The sequence below is a fragment of the Kosakonia pseudosacchari genome, assembly GCF_015167415.1.
Lineage (GTDB): Bacteria > Pseudomonadota > Gammaproteobacteria > Enterobacterales > Enterobacteriaceae > Kosakonia > Kosakonia pseudosacchari.
In genome coordinates this window covers 4,221,769-4,237,678 of the sequence record NZ_CP063425.1, presented here as the reverse complement: position 1 = coordinate 4,237,678, position 15,910 = coordinate 4,221,769, and the positions used below count along the sequence as shown (strand labels likewise).

General features: G+C 52.9%; 22 protein-coding genes. 19 read left to right on the top strand and 3 right to left on the bottom strand.

All coding sequences use genetic code 11. The features are described from left to right. The first annotated feature begins 60 nt into the window (after positions 1 to 60). On the top strand, positions 61 to 288 hold the full coding sequence (locus IP581_RS20035) for a DUF2732 family protein (RefSeq protein ID WP_193821225.1): 228 nt from the start codon (positions 61 to 63) through the stop codon (positions 286 to 288). Then, on the top strand, positions 288 to 509 hold the full coding sequence (locus IP581_RS20030) for a TraR/DksA family transcriptional regulator (protein WP_193821224.1): 222 nt from the start codon (positions 288 to 290) through the stop codon (positions 507 to 509). Before IP581_RS20035 ends, IP581_RS20030 begins: the two co-directional genes overlap by 1 nt. A 25-nt stretch (positions 510 to 534) precedes the next feature. Here IP581_RS20030 and IP581_RS20025 read toward each other — a convergent pair whose 3' ends face one another. Next, positions 535 to 1,128 carry a hypothetical protein gene (locus tag IP581_RS20025; RefSeq protein WP_193821223.1) on the bottom strand — a complete coding sequence of 198 codons (594 nt, stop codon included), beginning with the start codon at positions 1,126 to 1,128 and terminating at the stop codon, positions 535 to 537. Here IP581_RS20025 and IP581_RS20020 point away from each other — a divergent pair. The 5 genes from IP581_RS20020 to IP581_RS20000 all read left to right on the top strand — a co-directional run bounded on the left by IP581_RS20020 (position 1,115) and on the right by IP581_RS20000 (position 6,331). Further along, a complete protein-coding gene (locus IP581_RS20020) occupies positions 1,115 to 3,409 on the top strand; it encodes a replication endonuclease (protein ID WP_228007788.1) in 2,295 nt (764 codons plus the stop codon). The genes IP581_RS20025 and IP581_RS20020 overlap by 14 nt on opposite strands. Positions 3,410 to 3,499: 90 nt before the next feature. Then, positions 3,500 to 3,688 carry a hypothetical protein gene (locus IP581_RS20015; protein WP_193821222.1) on the top strand — a complete coding sequence of 63 codons (189 nt, stop codon included), beginning with the start codon at positions 3,500 to 3,502 and terminating at the stop codon, positions 3,686 to 3,688. 13 nt (positions 3,689 to 3,701) lie between these two features. Further along, the gene (locus tag IP581_RS20010; protein ID WP_193821221.1) at positions 3,702 to 3,935 is read left to right on the top strand and encodes a DinI-like family protein; all 234 of its coding nucleotides are present in this window, start codon (positions 3,702 to 3,704) and stop codon (positions 3,933 to 3,935) included. Between the two features lie 119 nt (positions 3,936 to 4,054). After that, a complete protein-coding gene (locus IP581_RS20005) occupies positions 4,055 to 4,276 on the top strand; it encodes a hypothetical protein (RefSeq protein WP_228007787.1) in 222 nt (73 codons plus the stop codon). Positions 4,277 to 4,495: 219 nt separating this feature from the next. Continuing rightward, positions 4,496 to 6,331: a DUF7380 domain-containing protein gene (locus IP581_RS20000; RefSeq protein ID WP_228007786.1), complete on the top strand. Its 1,836-nt coding sequence runs from the start codon at positions 4,496 to 4,498 to the stop codon at positions 6,329 to 6,331. Positions 6,332 to 6,676: 345 nt separating this feature from the next. On the opposite strand, the gene IP581_RS19995 is transcribed toward IP581_RS20000, so the two are convergent. Then, positions 6,677 to 7,714 carry a phage portal protein gene (locus IP581_RS19995; protein ID WP_193821220.1) on the bottom strand — a complete coding sequence of 346 codons (1,038 nt, stop codon included), beginning with the start codon at positions 7,712 to 7,714 and terminating at the stop codon, positions 6,677 to 6,679. Beyond that, positions 7,714 to 9,483 (bottom strand): terminase ATPase subunit family protein, encoded by a 1,770-nt coding sequence (locus IP581_RS19990; protein ID WP_193821219.1) that lies wholly within the window; start codon positions 9,481 to 9,483, stop codon positions 7,714 to 7,716. The genes IP581_RS19995 and IP581_RS19990 overlap by 1 nt, the downstream gene beginning before the upstream one ends. A 177-nt stretch (positions 9,484 to 9,660) precedes the next feature. Between IP581_RS19990 and IP581_RS19985 the strand changes: the two genes are divergently transcribed. The 12 genes from IP581_RS19985 to IP581_RS19935 all read left to right on the top strand — a co-directional run bounded on the left by IP581_RS19985 (position 9,661) and on the right by IP581_RS19935 (position 15,882). Continuing rightward, positions 9,661 to 10,518, top strand: a complete 858-nt coding sequence (locus IP581_RS19985) for a GPO family capsid scaffolding protein (protein WP_193821218.1) — start codon at positions 9,661 to 9,663, stop codon at positions 10,516 to 10,518. A 45-nt stretch (positions 10,519 to 10,563) separates the two neighbouring features. Beyond that, complete coding sequence (locus IP581_RS19980) at positions 10,564 to 11,736, top strand: phage major capsid protein, P2 family (protein ID WP_193821217.1); 1,173 nt, start codon at positions 10,564 to 10,566, stop codon at positions 11,734 to 11,736. A 3-nt stretch (positions 11,737 to 11,739) separates the two neighbouring features. Beyond that, positions 11,740 to 12,498, top strand: coding sequence for a phage terminase small subunit (locus IP581_RS19975; RefSeq protein WP_193821216.1), 759 nt, complete (start codon positions 11,740 to 11,742; stop codon positions 12,496 to 12,498). Between the two features lie 96 nt (positions 12,499 to 12,594). Continuing rightward, positions 12,595 to 13,101, top strand: coding sequence for a head completion/stabilization protein (locus IP581_RS19970; RefSeq protein ID WP_193821215.1), 507 nt, complete (start codon positions 12,595 to 12,597; stop codon positions 13,099 to 13,101). Next, complete coding sequence (locus IP581_RS19965) at positions 13,101 to 13,304, top strand: tail protein X (protein ID WP_193821214.1); 204 nt, start codon at positions 13,101 to 13,103, stop codon at positions 13,302 to 13,304. Before IP581_RS19970 ends, IP581_RS19965 begins: the two co-directional genes overlap by 1 nt. Then, entirely contained in the window at positions 13,295 to 13,531 is a 237-nt protein-coding gene (locus IP581_RS19960; RefSeq protein ID WP_020455331.1) for an HP1 family phage holin, read from the top strand. Before IP581_RS19965 ends, IP581_RS19960 begins: the two co-directional genes overlap by 10 nt. Beyond that, the gene (locus IP581_RS19955) at positions 13,515 to 14,027 is read left to right on the top strand and encodes a lysozyme (protein ID WP_193821213.1); all 513 of its coding nucleotides are present in this window, start codon (positions 13,515 to 13,517) and stop codon (positions 14,025 to 14,027) included. Before IP581_RS19960 ends, IP581_RS19955 begins: the two co-directional genes overlap by 17 nt. Continuing rightward, on the top strand, positions 14,024 to 14,452 hold the full coding sequence (locus IP581_RS19950) for a DNZ54_00345 family protein (protein WP_193821212.1): 429 nt from the start codon (positions 14,024 to 14,026) through the stop codon (positions 14,450 to 14,452). Before IP581_RS19955 ends, IP581_RS19950 begins: the two co-directional genes overlap by 4 nt. Beyond that, positions 14,449 to 14,859, top strand: coding sequence for an Rz-like lysis system protein LysB (gene lysB / locus IP581_RS19945; RefSeq protein WP_193822729.1), 411 nt, complete (start codon positions 14,449 to 14,451; stop codon positions 14,857 to 14,859). Before IP581_RS19950 ends, lysB begins: the two co-directional genes overlap by 4 nt. Further along, on the top strand, positions 14,759 to 15,004 hold the full coding sequence (gene lysC, locus IP581_RS23950) for an Rz1-like lysis system protein LysC (protein ID WP_265579983.1): 246 nt from the start codon (positions 14,759 to 14,761) through the stop codon (positions 15,002 to 15,004). Before lysB ends, lysC begins: the two co-directional genes overlap by 101 nt. Beyond that, positions 14,967 to 15,434, top strand: coding sequence for a phage tail protein (locus tag IP581_RS19940; protein ID WP_193821211.1), 468 nt, complete (start codon positions 14,967 to 14,969; stop codon positions 15,432 to 15,434). Before lysC ends, IP581_RS19940 begins: the two co-directional genes overlap by 38 nt. Continuing rightward, positions 15,427 to 15,882, top strand: a complete 456-nt coding sequence (locus IP581_RS19935) for a phage virion morphogenesis protein (RefSeq protein WP_193821210.1) — start codon at positions 15,427 to 15,429, stop codon at positions 15,880 to 15,882. The genes IP581_RS19940 and IP581_RS19935 overlap by 8 nt, the downstream gene beginning before the upstream one ends. Positions 15,883 to 15,910: the final 28 nt, after the last annotated feature.

Here is a 15,910-nt window from a genome sequence, read left to right as displayed (position 1 = left end):
AGAAATTTAATGGCGTAAACCCGCCGGGCATTTCTTTGCCCAAATTCAGGAGAAAGCAAAATGCAAAATATCGAAACCCGCAATTTTGAAGCTGATAACGATGTACTGGTCAGCTTGCTTAATAAAGCCAAAAACGAAGAGCGCCGAGACCGCGCTTTAGCCGTGTCCATTCGTCTTGAGGCGCTGGCTATCCATATCACTAAAAAAGGCCTGAGCGGTAAAGAAGCGGCGGAACTGTTGCGCCTTGAAGCCGTTCGCTACGAAAACGAATCTAAGGAGCTCCACTGATGGCCGATGCAATGGATCACATCCAGCAGCGCGAGCAGGAAGAACGAGAGCGCCATATCAACAACGCACGCAGCCGTATAAGCGCGCCATCGCGTTTTCTCTGCGAAGAGTGTGAATCACCAATCCCGGAAGCCCGTCGCATGGCACTTCACGGCGTAACCATGTGCGTTACATGCCAGCAAGTAACTGAGCTCAAATCTAAACACTACAGGGGCGTATAAATGAGCAATTCACAACAAATAATGACTAAATCCGGTATCGGTATTTTGGATAAAGTCCGTCAAAACATCGCGGAGTTTTGGCCGCGTCAGCATGCCACATCCAGACTGGATGAATGTCCCCCGAAAGAATCGAAGCTACAAACTTTGAAAAAACTTCGGGAACGGCAAAAAGTTCCGTCGCCAACGGTAAATGCCGGGGATTTCCAGAGCGATAAAATTCAACAGCCTGGCGAGTACAGCGAGCCGACACATGAATATCTGTCGATACTTCTTCCCAGGTCTGCCAGTCATCCAGTTGAGATACTGGGGTATGCAAATAACGTTGATTTAAAATTTGTAAGGCGTGCTGAACATGTGTTGACCATTCTTCGAGTGGTTTCCAGCTATGTGGACAATTCCACTCAATTTTCCGGCCTAGCTCGTGCCGACCTGCTACTGAAAGAGGTAGCCGGTCTGTTATGTGGCATTGAGTCTCAGCAAGAAAAGCATCGCAAACAACCAGCATGTCGGATGCGGAAATGATCTTCATTGGTTCTTTTTTGGCTTCGAAAGCCGTCATTTCAGTAATCAAATCAACATAGCGGTGTTGGGTGGGATCTTCTTCAGTGAATAAAGTCATAGACACTCCCTTCTCTGCAAAGGCTACGGATGAGACTGATTATGCCTATGTATGGAATTTTCCAAAACAGGCAATAGCCAGCCCATACCCAACCTATGAAGAACAGCATCGCCGCGATCATATGATTGCGGCGTTGCTGCATGCGCGCAAAGCGTTATCGCTTCAGCCTGAATGCGTCCGTTATGACGTGTACCGCACCGCCGCCACTCTGGAACAGCATCACGACAGCCAGCGAGCCAATGCCTTTTTAATCAGCTTTTGCAAAAAAGCATTGCCGCGCCTTGAGCTGGTCGCCAAAAAATATAAGTCCACTGGCATTAGCCGCGATGTCTCTGCCGCTATTTTTAACGGCCATTTCGATACTGGCGTGTTGCAATATCTGGCCTCACGCCTGGTGAATATGGTGGCGCGGTTTAACCGGCTCCCGGATATGTCGAAAGCCGACATTGACCTCCTTGCCGCCGACATTGCGAATTTTATTCGCGGTGAGCTGGCGAATAATGACGATGCTGAAGCCGGAGAGCTTAAGGCGCTTTATCGCTGGTACATGCGCGCCGGTATGATTGCGATGCAATTCAACGTCACTCCGCCGCACTGGGAACGCATTACAAACAAATATGTCGGCCAGGATGAGATTGCACCGGCTGTAATGCGCATGTTTAATGAAACGTGGTGGCGTGGTCGGTTGCGTCGTGTTGCATCGGCATGGCGCGAACATCTGCAAATTGCCGTCGGCAACGTCAGCAAGAAAAAACACGCCTATGCCAGCAAATCATGCGTGACAGACTGGCGCGAGCAAAAGCGCCGAACCCGCGAATTTCTGAAAGGTCTGGAGCTGGAAGACGAAGACGGAAACCGCATCAGCCTCATAGAAAAATACGACGGGTCGGTCGCGAATCCGGCCATTCGCCGCTGCGAGCTGATGACCCGCATTCGTGGGTTCGAAAATATCTGTAATGAGCTTGGTTATGTCGGTGAATTTTATACGCTGACCGCACCGTCGAAATATCACGCCACAACTAAAGCGGGCTACCGTAACCACAAATGGAACGGCGCGAGCCCGTCCGATACGCAGAATTATTTAACCTCTCTCTGGGCGCGCATCCGCGCCAAACTTCACCGCGAAGAAATCCGTATTTTTGGCATCCGCGTCGCCGAGCCACATCACGACGCCACACCACACTGGCACATGTTGATGTTTATGCTGCCGGAAGATGTTGAGCGTGTTCGCAGGGTCATTCGTGATTATGCGTGGCAGGAAGATGAGAGCGAGCTCAGCAGCGATAAAGCCAGAAAAGCCCGTTTTCACGCTGAGGCTATCGACCCGGAGAAAGGCAGCGCTACGGGGTACGTTGCTAAATACATTTCCAAGAATATTGACGGTTATGCGCTCGATGGCGAGAAAGATGACGAAAGCGGCGAGCTGTTGAAAGAGACGGCTCCCTCTGTTTCAGCCTGGGCGGCTCGCTGGCACATCCGGCAATTCCAGTTTATCGGTGGCGCGCCTGTGACGGTATACCGCGAATTGCGTCGTCTGGCTGACACTGAAACCGCCCACGGTCTTAGCGTGGAATTTGCTGCCGTACATGATGCCGCTGACGCCGGTGACTGGGCGGGCTATGTCAACGCACAAGGCGGCGCGTTTGTCCGTCGTGATGATTTACAGGTTCGCACGCTCTATGAGTCTCGCGCCGAGTTTAACCAGTATGGCGAGGAGACTGTCTGCATTCGTGGTGTATACGACGCTACGGTCGGCGCAGGTTCGCCGGTTCTGACCCGCCTCACTCAGTGGAAGATTGTCCCGAAACGCGCCGTTGATTTGGCCGTTGACCTTAAGGGCGCGACCGCGCCCTCTCGGAGTTCTGTCAATAACTGTACGGAAGGCGAAGGTAATCCGCCGGAACTCGATTTATCAAAACCTCTAACGCGGCGCGAAAAACGCGATCTAGCCAACCGGATACGAAAGAAAAAACCAGCTGCGCGGAAAAAGTTCATTCATGGAACGGATAAGCAAGGCGCTGCAATAGTGAAGACGATTAATGAAATATATCTTACAACCGGCATTACCATAAGCCGGGGTGAGGCGCTACACCTGATTTCCGGTGGGCGTGCTAATTACGGCCGAGGATGGGTTAAAGGCTCGGCAAGTGGTGAGCTGTTCTCTGCCGCAGCGCCTAAGGATGAAGAGTATCGGGAGCGTGCAAAAGGGATCATGGCTAGGGTCAGAAATATACAAAGGGCAGGTGTACATCAGATGCATCCCATTGAAACGCAAAAGTAGTTTACAACTTTTTCGGGGTGCTATACTGTATATATAAACAGTGGATATATATACATATCTTTAGCGTTCAATGTAGTGGTGGGAGGATAGATGCAGGATTACTTTTTGGAGTCGTTGAAGCTCCAGCGCATTGATTTTTTTATAAAGCTTGTAGCTGAGAGTGATTGCAGCGAGGAAGAAAAAGGGCTCGCCATTCAGTGGGTTTCTGAGCTTACTGACGAGCTGATGGCTAAAATCCGCAACCATGAGTATGGGCGGAATATGGACGTTATGAACTAACGAGGGAGGGGATATGCGCATTGAAATAATGATCGATAAAGAACAAAAAATCAGCCAGTCCACTCTTGACGCGCTGGAGGCTGAAATTTACCGGAATCTGTCGCCGATTTACTCGAAAACCGCAATCCGGATCAGACAGGCATCGGCCAATGGCCTGCAACTGAGCGGCGTTCGGCTCGATGAAGATAAAAAACGGGTAATGGAAATACTGCAACAGGTCTGGGAGGACTATAACTGGCTACATTAAGTTAACCGTGGTGGCGTTGAAACTTGCTTTCGGTGTTGCCGGGATTGAACAACGAGCATCGCGAGGCATTAGGAATGGGCGGAAAAGACCAGAATTTCCAGGTGGTTTACAGAGGCTAGGTGCTTGAACGTTGGGTTCCGGGTGGGGGGGGATTTTTTCAGCGTCCGAAAAAGTGTGGCGGCGGTTTCTGGTTGGGTAAGGCGGAGGATGGTTTATTTTTATTTGGTATCGATCACCCGGTCTCCCTGGCTGATGGATTAGCGTTTTTAATGGCGTGCGCTGCAGAAGAAAAACGGCGCTCCGCTGAGCCTGAAACTGACCCGAATTATTCCCTTTTTTAGATAAGACGGAACGTGCCTCCTTCTTTTCCCCATAACCCCATAAATAGGAAAATATATTAATCAGTCGGTTGTTGATGTTTTATCCAGCATTTCTAATCATTTGATATAGAGCACACTCTTAAAACTCCACCCTATGATAAGTTGGTCGAGGATGTTTGTTTAGTGGGGCCATGTTAATTCTTAATCACATGCAGCAGTAATACATTCACTGGAGGTAAAATGATAAGTGATAACCTCATAATTACTCATGAAGAACTGGATAGCATAGACTATGACATTTTTCTAAATGTTCCAATTACCTTCCATGAACATGAAATAAGAAAGTACCTTGATGAGCTTGTTGACCCAAAATTGAACCCTAAGGAACACAAGGTCGCTTCTCTTTTATCCTTGCTTTTTATTTTTCACTTGCAAATTAGCGGCACCAATCCTGTTTTTGAGCCTCAAATGATATTAGGTAATAAACGAACTATCTTACCTGAAGATTTTGATGAGAAAATAAATGAGTGCCTTTTGATTTTATCAGGGAAAATAACAAACCCTTTCTTGTTATCAAGGATATGTGATGTAGTATGGTGCAATGATAAAAAAAATAGAGCGATTGCAATTAAAGCTATAGACTCATATGCAAGCATGATTAATGAAGTAATCAACAAGATAATCTTGAAAAACGAGACTGTTACAGAGAATGACTTAAATTCCTTTATATTCATTAGGGAGTATATTTCAAGGTCATTATTTATAACCTCTAGAGTTTACCCAAGAAAATCCCATGGAAATCAGAATATTACTACTGCAATTCATTCTCTCTATAATTTCCAGAATGAAAGGTTGATATTTGAAGGCTTCAACAATCTGACTCATACCATGATGAATTATTATCCAGGGGATAACAGGTTACAATATGCCAAAAATGCTGAGGCAATGGCTAATGCTCATCGAGGGAAGAAATATTATGATGCCGTTAAGGCATTGTATTTTACCAGCGCAAATATATATGAAAAAAACGGCGATCAAGAAAGTGCCAAAAGATGCAGATTGAGTGCAGCGAGCATAACAATTGAGGTGGCTAATGCTCGTTCGGATAAAATGGGCAAGGTTTCTTGGTTGAGAACTGCTATTGGCGAATTAAGACAATTTGGTGGTGATGGGCAATTAATTGAGCGACTTAAAACAGAATTAGCTGATTTAAGAGAAGAGGCAGCGAGTGAGTACGTTACTATAAGTAATGAAGTTGATATTAGTGATTTGATTGAAAATGTAACCGAAAGCTTAACAAACCGCAGTTTGTCCTATATCTTCAAAAAAGTGATAGCCGACACCCCTATAGAGAATATAGATAGCATGAGGGATGAGGTTCGAAGATTCGCGGGCCAAAGTTTTTTTTCAAGTTTCTTCGGGATGGAAGTGCACGATGAGTCAGGGCGAAAGGTGCATAAAGCGCCCCCTTTAGACATTACAAAGGGGATAGATGATGAGGCTGTCATAGATAATTATTTAAGAAATTTTGAAATAGGACATCAAATTTTTGTTAATGGTATTTTTGAACCAGCCAGATACGTTGTTTCTCAAGAGCATAATTTGACTCAATCAACATTCAGTAAACTGGTTGCATATAGTCCACTAATTAAGCCCGAGTTTAGAGATGTTTTCTGTCTGGGGTTTTATAGGTTGTGGTTGGGAGATTACATTGGTGCTAGTTATATTTTAATTCCTCAAATGGAAGGGCTGCTTCGTTGCGGTTATGAACTTAGCGGTAAGGATGCAACACGTTATCTTGATAAGGGGTTGGAGGAATCAACCAGTATCTCGGTGTTACTTGATAAATGCAAAGATGACTTGGAAAGTATTTTTACCAAAGAGTTGATTTTAACTATCGATCTTGTGTTTAACAGAAAAGGTGGCCCAATTCTAAGGCATAAATTAGCGCATGGTAATATGTACACAGGGGTGTGTTACTCTGAAACGACAACCTATGCTTGCCTGCTGGTTTTCTTCCTTTGCGCCTACCCATTGCTACCAAGTTTCGATAATGTTTTTGGACAAGAAATATAAGGCATAGTATGTAAATTATTTAATAGCTCACATGAATACTTAGTTGCATGAGTTTGCATGTAATCCTTCGCCCTGATTTACTGGTGATAAGCTAGTACTGGCGCGACTACTCATCCTTAATGCAACTGCATTAAAACCGACCCGAAAAGCGGGCAGGCGAGGCGGGGAAAGCACTGCGCGCTGAGGGCGTTATTTATTTTATTTTTAGCGCGTCAGCGAGGCGGTGCCGCCATTAAATTGCGATTGCTGAACACAGGGAAGGGAAGAGCAATGCGCGCCGTGTGCGGGCGCTGGCGCGGTCTGGTGAGGGGCATTAAAAAGCCGCCCTGCGGCGGCTGTGGTGGGCTATTCGTTGTCGGGGTCGAGCGAGTATTTCTGGAACCGGATTATTTCCTCGCCCGCCCATTCGTTCAGCTCCAGAAACCGCGATTGCAGCGGTATCAGCTCATTGCGCACAAACACCTTTGCCACCTTCTCAACGTCCCCGATTGAGCCCGCATTCTCAGGTTTGCCGCCCATCAACTGAAACGGAATGCGGTGCGCATCGAGCAGGTCGCCCGCACTGACTTTCTTGATATTAAAAAAATCGTCTTTGGTAGCGACTTCACTCAGCGGCACGATTTTAATGCCGTCGGCTTTTCCGTTCGGCGCGTAGAAAAACAGGTTCTTAAAATTACCGAGCCCTTTCGAATCCCGCATCGCCTTGCGCAGCGCCTCGACGTCCGTGCTGCTTTGCGCGGCATCGGTGACATACATGATGTAACCCGCATGCGCGCCGTTCTGATAATACTTGCGGCGGAATAACGTCGCCGACTCATTCAGCCAAGCCGAGTTAAGTGCGCTGAGATATTCCGGCATCCCGTAAATCTCCTGGTTAATATCGGGCTCCAGCAGGTGGAACACGGAACCGGGCGCAAACTGATGCGGTTTTGTGAAGTTCTGAATATACCAGTAGGTATCCTCCTCCACGCCGCGTCGGGTGTATTTTGCCGGTGAGGTTTCATATTTAACCGGCTTGCCGGTGTAGCTCCGGCGCTCCTCAATAAACGCGTTACCGAACACCATATAATCGAGCGCAAAGCGGCTGAAATCCTGACGTGATAACAGCGGGTGCGGGATATACGTCGACACCAGAATGTTGCGTTTAACGTACACCGGCGAGCTGTGGTGTACGGCGGCGCGCATGCTTTTTGCCAGCCCCGAAAAACTGATTGGCGGCTCGTACCACTGGCCGTTGTGGACGCATTCCACATAATCAAGAATTTCGCGCTTATCGAGCACCGGCACCGGCTCGCCGAAGGTAAATGCCTCCATGCTCTGCGCGGGCGCGGCGCTGTGCTGGCGCGGTTTCGGTGTGTATTTTTGCTTTTTATTTTTGCTCATCAGTTGAAGTCCAGAATGGAGGAGGACGACTGGCCGGTCGCGGCGGTCAGCGGTTCGTTAATCAGTACGTGCATGGTCGCCCAGGCGAGATCCGCGTGGCTGGCTTCCTCGGTGCGGCTGGCCTCATAGGTGGCGCTGCGCCCGCTGCTGGTCATGGTTTTGCGGATGGACATAAACGACTGTGTGATGTCGGTGGCGCTGACGTCGTATTCGAGGCAGCCGCGCGTGATGGTGTCCTTTGCCTTGAGCACCATTGCGGTTTTCATTTCCGGCGTGTAGCGGATGTCACGCGCTGCCGGGTAAAACGAGCGTACAAGCTGGAACACGCCCTGACCGAGGCCGGTTGAGTCGATGCCGATGTATTCCACGTTGTATTTTTGCGTGAGCTCGCGGATGGATTCGGCCTGTGTGGCGAAGTCCATCCCCTTCCACTGGTGGCGCTCCAGAATGCGGAATTTGCCCCCGGCAACCACCGGCGGCGCGATAACCACGCACCCGGCGCTGTCGCCACGGTGTGACGGGTCGTAACCAATCCACACCACGCGATGCCCGAATGGCCGGTCGGCAAAGGGCGTGAAATCCTCCCATTCCTCCATACTGTCGACCATGCAGCGTTGCAGCTCCTCGAACGGAAACACCGACGCCTTGTCATCGACAAACTCGCACATAAACAGGTTACGGAAGTCATCCGCGCTGTTTTCCCGCCGCAGTGCATCCAGGTCAAACAGGGTACAGCCCCCGGCGAGCGCGTCCTCAATGGTGACAATCTGCCGCCACTGCCCGTCTGCGCACGCCACGCCGCGCGCTAACGCCGCGTGACTGATATCGATATCCACCCGCTCGCTGGCACTGGCGCGCCCCCGGTTAAACAGGTCGCCCGACCAGAACGGGTAAGCACCGTGACCGAGTGAGGAGGGCGTCGAAAAATAGGTGGTGCGCAGGTGTTTTTGCGACGCCATGCCCGACGCCACTTTGCGCAGTTTCTGGAAGTTGGGGATCCAGAAAATTTCATCGACATACAGGTCGCCGTTATGGCTCTGCGCGGTGTTTGAGTTGGTGCCGAGAAATAACAGCTCCGCGCCGTTGTTGCCTATCACAATCGGGTCGCCTGACAGGTCAACATCGACAAGGCGGGCAAAGGCGATGATGTATTTGCGGAACACATACGCCTGTGTTTTCGACGCAGATAAAAATATCTGGTTCTGGCCGGTTTGCAGGGCGCGTAACAGCGCCTCGCGGGCAAAATAAAACGTCGCGCCAATCTGGCGGGATTTAAGGATGTGCCTGATGCGGTGCTCCAGTCCGGCCTTGTGCCAGCCGAGCTGATAGGCGAAAGACTGGTCGAAGAAAATTTCCTCCAGTTTTTCGACAGCCTCCTCGCTGAAAAAATTCTTTTTCGGTTTCCTGCGCTCCCCTTTATTACGGTTCGCCACGTTCGGATTCAGGTCGGCCTCGTTGCCGGTCTGGCCGTAACGGTTGATGCGCGCAAAGCGCTCCATCTGGCGCGCCAGAAAATCAGCAACCTTGAAATCGTGCGCGGTCAGCTCCGGTTTGGCGTAAAGCTGGATTAACCGCGCTTCTAAGGTATTTCCCACCCGGTCTAACGGGGCGGTGTCGTCCCATCCGTCGCGCTGTTTCCAGCTCTGCACCGTCGGGCGTTTGGTCTGCAATATTTCCGCGATTTGTGGCACGGAAAACCCCTGCCAGTACAACAGCGCCGCCTGTCGTCGCGGGTCGTTCAAGAGTGTGGTGTCGGTGGTGATGGTCATGCCTGCCTCGCCGTCATGGATACAGGGCAAGGCTACTGAAGCACGACCGGCGATTCGCTAAGGCGCTGATGTGCAGGGGGCAAGCCATCCGTGACTGATGGCGAACCAGCGGACGAGCCGGGAAACTAGCCCCTGAAATCAACGTGACTCCTTCACACACAATCAGGACTGCTGACGATGGCAAAAAAAGTCTCAAAATTCTTTCGTATCGGCGTCGAGGGTGATACCTGCGACGGGCGCATTATCAGCGCGGCCGATATTCAGGAAATGGCCGATTCATTCGACCCGCGTGTTTACGGCTGCCGCATCAACCTCGAACACCTGCGCGGTTTTCTGCCTGACGGCGCTTTCGCCCGTTACGGGGATGTGGTTGAGCTGAAAGCGGAGAAAATCGAGGACGATTCCGCGCTTAACGGCAAGCTGGCGCTGTTCGGCAAAATTGCCCCACTCGACACGCTGGTCGATATGGTGGCGAAAGGCCAGAAAGTTTACACCTCCATGGAAATTCAGCCGAATTTCGCCAACAGCGGCAAATGCTATCTGGTTGGCCTCGCCGTTACCGATGACCCGGCAAGCCTCGGCACCGAATATCTGGAATTCTGCCGCACCGCAAAACACAACCCGTTACAGCGCTTCAAGGCCAGCCCGGAAAATCTGTTCTCTGTTGCCACCCTGGCCGAGCTGGAATTCGAGGACGCCCCCGAAACCCTGCTGAACAAACTGACTGACTCGGTGAAAGCCATTTTCAGCCGCCGCCAGTCCTCTGATGACGCCCGTTTTAATGACGTTCACGAAGCCGTGACCACTATTGCCGAACGTGTCCAGACCAGCCAGGACAACGCCGAAACGCGTTTCGCCTCGCTGGAGACCGAGCTCACCGCACTTAAGAAAAGTGTGGCTGATGAGGCGAGCAAAACCACTGAGCAATTCAGCGCGATCACCGCCACCCTGGACAAAACACCGGGTAACACGCAGCCGCGCCGCAAACTGAGCACCGGCGGCGACGGCGCGACCGCTGCGCTGACCGACTGCTAAGACCGCTGAGCGGCCTCCCTTTTTCATCACAGGACAAACGACACAATGCGTAAAGAAACCCGCTTTAAATTTAATGCCTACCTGACCCGCCTCGCTGAGCTGAACGGCGTCGGCGTGGACGACCTGAGCAAGAAATTCAGCGTTGAGCCGTCAGTGACGCAGACGCTGTTTGACAAGATTCAGCAGTCCTCTTCGTTCCTGCAAAAAATCAACATGGTGGTGGTCGGCGAGCTGACCGAGGAGAAAATCGGCATCGACGTCAACGGCACGATTGCCAGCACCGCCGACACCACGAACGGCGTGGAGCGCAAGACCGCCGATTTTTCGAAAATGGACGCTTACCGCTATTTCTGTCAGCCGGTGAACTTCGATTTTCACATGAAGTACAACAAGCTCGATTTGTGGGCGCGTTTTCAGGATTTTCAGACCCGTATCCGCGACGCCATCGTCAAGCGCCAGGCACTGGACTACATCACCATCGGCTTCAACGGCGTGAGCCGTGCGCCAACCTCAGACCGCCAGAAAAATCCGCTGTTGCAGGATGTGGCCGTCGGCTGGTTGCAGAAGTACCGCAACGACGCACCGGCACGCGTCATGAATAAGGTCGTCGACGACACCGGCGCGGTCATTTCCACGACTATCAAGGTCGGCAAGAAAGGGCATTACAAAAACCTCGACGCGCTGGTGATGGATGCGCATGAAACGCTGATTGCAGAGATTCACCGCGAAAACCCGGAAATGGTGGTCGTGTGCGGGCGTCGCATTCTTACCGACAAATATTTCCCGATGATCAACAAATTCCAGCCGAACACCGAGCAACTGGCCGGTGAGCTGATTATCAGCCAGAAAACCATCGGCCAGTTACAGGCGGTGCGCGCGCCGTTCTTCCCGGCCAACAGCATTCTGATCACCACGCTGGATAACCTCTCGATTTATCTGTACGAGGACGGCCACCGCCGCCACATCATCGAGAATCCGAAGCTCGACCAGGTGGAAAACTACGAGCAGGTGAAAGTCGACTTTGTGATTGAAGATTACGAAGCCGGTTGCCTGATTGAAAACATCGAAATTCTTGAGCCGGAAGAAGAGGAAACCCCGGAAGGCACCACTGCCACCGTGTTTGCAGCGGCAATCGTTGACGCCATGAAAACCCTGATGGCTGATAACGCCACCCCCGCTGGCGGGTCGGAAACCGCCACCACCGGCGAAGGAGCGTAACCGATGGCGAGCCCCGCACAGCGTCACGCGATGCGGGTCTCGGCCATGCTGGCCGCGCAGCGGGATAACGCCCCGCTGCGCCATGCCACCGCTTACGAGCAGATGCTCGTTAAGCTGGCCGCAGACCGCCGGACGCTGAAAGAAATCCATTCGAAAGAGCGTAAAGCCGACAAAAAGCGCGAGCTGCTGCCGTTTTATCTGCCGTGGGTGACGGGCGTGCTGGAAAACGGCACCGGCGCGCAGGATGCCATTTTAATGACGGTCATGCTGTGGCGTCTCGATGCCGGTGATATTCCCGGCGCGCTGGAAATCGCGCGCTATGCGCTGCGCTACAACCTGTCGATGCCGGAAAACCATGTGCGCACCGCGCCTTACATGCTGGCCGAAGAGGTGGCGCTCGCTGCCCTGCGCGCCCGCGATGCCGGTCAGCCGGTCAGTGCGGCGATCCTTCTCGACGTCATCAGCATGACCGCGAAAGCCGACATGCCCGATGAAGTGCGCGCCCGGCTGCATAAGGTCGCCGGTCTGACACTGCGCGATGCCGGTCAGCTCAGTGACGCCATGACGCATCTGCAACGCGCGATCCAGCTCGACCGCAACGCCGGAGTGCGGAAGGACATCGAGCGGCTCACGCGCGAGCTGAATCCGAAGCCTGTTGTCGCAAAACCCGCGCCGAAAGCGCCCGCGAAAGCGGCGACACAGAAAAAAACAGCCACACCGGCGAAACGCGGGCGGGGACGCCCCCGCAAAAACGCCGGTTAACAGAATGCGCCCCGCGCCAGGGCGGCACGCCGGTCAAAGTGGGTATTTCACCTTATCTGCGACCGGCGTCCACCGCCCGCCTTTTCAGAGGTAGTCATGACGACGCTGATTATTAATAAAAACGAAGAGCCGCAGCCAGATAACACCGTGGTCATCCCGCCGCCAGTGGGCGACGAGCCGGTGATTAAAAACACGTTTTTCTTTCCCGACATCGAGCCGAAGCGTGTGCGTGAGCTGATGCGCCTTGAGCAGACCATTGCCCCGGCGCGGCTGCGCCATGCCATCAAAACCGGCATTGCCGAGACGAACGCGGAGCTGTTCGAGTACCGCGAGAGCCAGATTAAGGCGGGCTTTGCGCGCCTTGCTGATGTGCCCTCGGATGATATCGACGGCGAGAGCACGCGGGTTTTTCACTACCAGCGCGCCGTATGTGCAATGGCAACCGCCACCCTGTATGAGCGTTATCGCGGCGTGGATGCGAGCGCGAAAGGCGACAAAAAAGCCGACAGCATCGATACCACGATTGATGAGCTGTGGCGGGATATGCGCTGGTCAGTGGCGCGCATTCAGGACAAACCACGCTGCATCGTGGGGCAAATCTGATGAAGGTCATCGCGCACCAGGGTGACACGCTCGACGTCATCTGCGCCCGCCATTACGGGCGCACGGAGGGGGTCTTCGAGGCGGTGCTCGCTGCGAATCCGGGGCTGGCTGAACTCGGCTCGGTGCTGCCTTACGGCACGGCGATTGAGCTGCCGGACATACAGACCGCGCCCGTACAGGAAACGGTGAATTTATGGGACTGAGTATGGAAAAAATCACCTCCTCGCTCGCCTACTGGATAAGCGTCGCGCTGACCTTCTTTGGTGCCATGACGCCGCAGGACTTTGCCGCGTATTTCGGCGCGCTGGGCGTCGTGGCGACTGTCGGGGTGAACTGGTATTACCGGCGCAAAAGCTATGCGCTGTTAGCGCTACAGCTCGGACAGAACGCCCTGAGCAGTAAGGAGATTAACAATGTCATCAATCGTTAAGCGTTGCAGTGTGGTCGCGGTGCTGGCACTGGCGGCACTGTTGCCTGATTTTCGTTTACTCCGTACCTCCCCGGACGGGCTCGCCCTGCTGGCAGACCTTGAGGGATGCCGTCTGCGTCCCTACCAGTGCAGCGCGGGGGTATGGACATCAGGCATCGGCCACACTGCCGGGGTCGCGCCGAAACGCGATATCACGGAGCAGGACGCGGCAAAAAATCTTGTCGCTGACGTGCTGAATACGGAGCGCCGTCTTGCGGCCTGTGCGCCGGTCGACATGCCGCCGCATGTTTACGACGCCGTGGTCAGTTTCGCCTTTAACGTCGGCACCGGCGCGGCGTGTAAATCCACGCTGGTCTATTTCCTGAACCAGAAAAAGTGGCAACAGGCCTGTGACCAGCTCCCGCGCTGGGTCTATATCGATGGCGTGAGAAATACCGGGCTGGAAAACCGCCGCAAGCGCGAACTGGCCTGGTGCATGAAAGGAGTAAACCCGTGAACACACGTTTAATTTTACCGGCTGTCAAAGCGCTGGCCGGTCTGATGTTACTGCTGGGGTTAAGTTACCCGGACAGTGTGGCGGTGAATTTTATTGTGATCCTCGCGCTGTTTATCTGCCTGGCCTGTTTCGCTGGCGGCCTGACCGGCGCGGCGGTGTCTGAATACTGGCTAAGGCACCGGCGCGACAGGGTTGCCAACAATATTTACGCGGTGCTGATTGTGAGTCTGATTTTCTTTCATCAGTCGCCCGCCCGTCGCAAATTCTGGTCGGTTCTGATTCTGGCATTCACCTTTCCCTGTCTTGTTTCAGGCGGTCATCTCTTTTTAGCGCTGTTTTATCTGGCTTGTCTGGCGGGATTTATGGCGGTGCGCGCCTCGTATTGTCAGCGCATCCGGGAGGCTGGCCTGTGTCAAAACTCATGATGATGTTAATCGCTGTCGTGCTGGCGCTTGCCGGGGGGCAGTGGCTGCGCCATGAAAACGGCAACCTGACCCGCTCGCTGGAAAAGGCTAACCGTGTCGCCAGCGAGCAGAAAACGACGATTGGCATGCTGAAAAACCAGCTCATGGTTGCCCGTGACCGGGCGGATAAAAACGAACGGGCGCAGGTGGATTTACGCCAGAAGCTGAATGCCGCCGGTGAGCGGGAAGCCCGGCGGGAACAAACTATCACGAGGTTGCTCAATGAAAACGAAGCCTTTCGCCGCTGGTACAGCGCTGACTTGCCTGATGCTGTGCGCCGGTTGCACAAGCGCGCCGCCTGCGCCAGTGCCGGTGACTGTTTACAACGGCTGCCCGAAAGTGAGCCTTTGCCCGATGCCGGGAAGTGATCCGCGTACCAACGGCGATTTAAGCGCGGATATACGCAACCTTGAGCGGGCGCTGGAAAGCTGTGCGCTTCAGGTCGAAACCGTCAAACAATGCCAGGATGATATCGATGCTCAAACCCGACAGTCTGCGAAAAGCCCTGATTAATGCCGCGCCGGTGCTGGCGACTAACCCCGATATGCTGCGCCTGTATGTGGACAGCGGCAATATTGCCGCCACGCTGGCGACCTCGTTGTCGTTTGAAAAACAGTACACACTGAATGTGGTGGTGACCGATTTTACCGGCGATTTTGATTTGATCCTCGTGCCGGTGCTGGCCTGGCTGCGTGAACATCAGCCCGATATCCTCAGCACCGACACCGGGCAGAAAAAAGGCTTTGTCTTTGAGGCTGATATCAATAACGACAGCAGTTTCGATATCAGCATCAGCCTGTTACTGACTGAGCGAACGCTCGTTGAGGAAGTCGGCGCGGCGCTGCATGTGCGATGCATCCCGGAGCCACCGCCGCCGGAGCCGGTGACGCGCCCGGTCGAGCTGTATATCAATGGCGAGCTGGCGAGCAAATGGGATGAATGAATTTAAGCCATTCGACGATAAGCTCGCGGGGTTGCTAGCGGCAATGTCGCCCGCTGGCCGTCGGCGTCTGACCGTCGACATTGCGAAGAAGCTGCGCCAGCGCCAGCAACAGCGGATTAAATCGCAAAAAGCGCCCGACGGGACGCCATACGCACCACGAAAAAGCCAGCCACTGCGCGCAAAGCAAGGCCGGATTAAGCGGGAGATGTTCGCGAAGCTGCGCACTAACCGCTATATGAAAGCCAGCGGTAATGACAGTGCAGCAGTGGTGGAATTTACCGGCAAAGTGCAGCGTATTGCGCGGGTTCACCAATTTGGCCTTAAAGAAAAGCCCGGACGAAACGCCCGTGAAGTCCATTATGAAAAACGTGTCCTTTTAGGTTCGAATAATCATGATGAAAAGGATATTGAAGATATAATTATAGATATGTTTCGTGGTTTTGAATAATAAAGCCACAGTGTTGCTGTGGCTTTTG

Coding starts and splice junctions, on each gene's coding strand:
- IP581_RS20035 (WP_193821225.1), top strand. CDS start 61: ATGCAAAATATCGAAACCCGCAATTTTGAAGCTGATAACGATGTACTG.
- IP581_RS20030 (WP_193821224.1), top strand. CDS start 288: ATGGCCGATGCAATGGATCACATCCAGCAGCGCGAGCAGGAAGAACGA.
- IP581_RS20025 (WP_193821223.1), bottom strand. CDS start 1,128: ATGACTTTATTCACTGAAGAAGATCCCACCCAACACCGCTATGTTGAT.
- IP581_RS20015 (WP_193821222.1), top strand. CDS start 3,500: ATGCAGGATTACTTTTTGGAGTCGTTGAAGCTCCAGCGCATTGATTTT.
- IP581_RS20010 (WP_193821221.1), top strand. CDS start 3,702: ATGCGCATTGAAATAATGATCGATAAAGAACAAAAAATCAGCCAGTCC.
- IP581_RS20000 (WP_228007786.1), top strand. CDS start 4,496: ATGATAAGTGATAACCTCATAATTACTCATGAAGAACTGGATAGCATA.
- IP581_RS19995 (WP_193821220.1), bottom strand. CDS start 7,714: ATGAGCAAAAATAAAAAGCAAAAATACACACCGAAACCGCGCCAGCAC.
- IP581_RS19990 (WP_193821219.1), bottom strand. CDS start 9,483: ATGACCATCACCACCGACACCACACTCTTGAACGACCCGCGACGACAG.
- IP581_RS19985 (WP_193821218.1), top strand. CDS start 9,661: ATGGCAAAAAAAGTCTCAAAATTCTTTCGTATCGGCGTCGAGGGTGAT.
- IP581_RS19980 (WP_193821217.1), top strand. CDS start 10,564: ATGCGTAAAGAAACCCGCTTTAAATTTAATGCCTACCTGACCCGCCTC.
- IP581_RS19975 (WP_193821216.1), top strand. CDS start 11,740: ATGGCGAGCCCCGCACAGCGTCACGCGATGCGGGTCTCGGCCATGCTG.
- IP581_RS19970 (WP_193821215.1), top strand. CDS start 12,595: ATGACGACGCTGATTATTAATAAAAACGAAGAGCCGCAGCCAGATAAC.
- IP581_RS19965 (WP_193821214.1), top strand. CDS start 13,101: ATGAAGGTCATCGCGCACCAGGGTGACACGCTCGACGTCATCTGCGCC.
- IP581_RS19960 (WP_020455331.1), top strand. CDS start 13,295: ATGGGACTGAGTATGGAAAAAATCACCTCCTCGCTCGCCTACTGGATA.
- IP581_RS19955 (WP_193821213.1), top strand. CDS start 13,515: ATGTCATCAATCGTTAAGCGTTGCAGTGTGGTCGCGGTGCTGGCACTG.
- lysB (WP_193822729.1), top strand. CDS start 14,449: ATGATGATGTTAATCGCTGTCGTGCTGGCGCTTGCCGGGGGGCAGTGG.
- lysC (WP_265579983.1), top strand. CDS start 14,759: ATGCTGTGCGCCGGTTGCACAAGCGCGCCGCCTGCGCCAGTGCCGGTG.
- IP581_RS19940 (WP_193821211.1), top strand. CDS start 14,967: ATGCTCAAACCCGACAGTCTGCGAAAAGCCCTGATTAATGCCGCGCCG.
- IP581_RS19935 (WP_193821210.1), top strand. CDS start 15,427: ATGAATGAATTTAAGCCATTCGACGATAAGCTCGCGGGGTTGCTAGCG.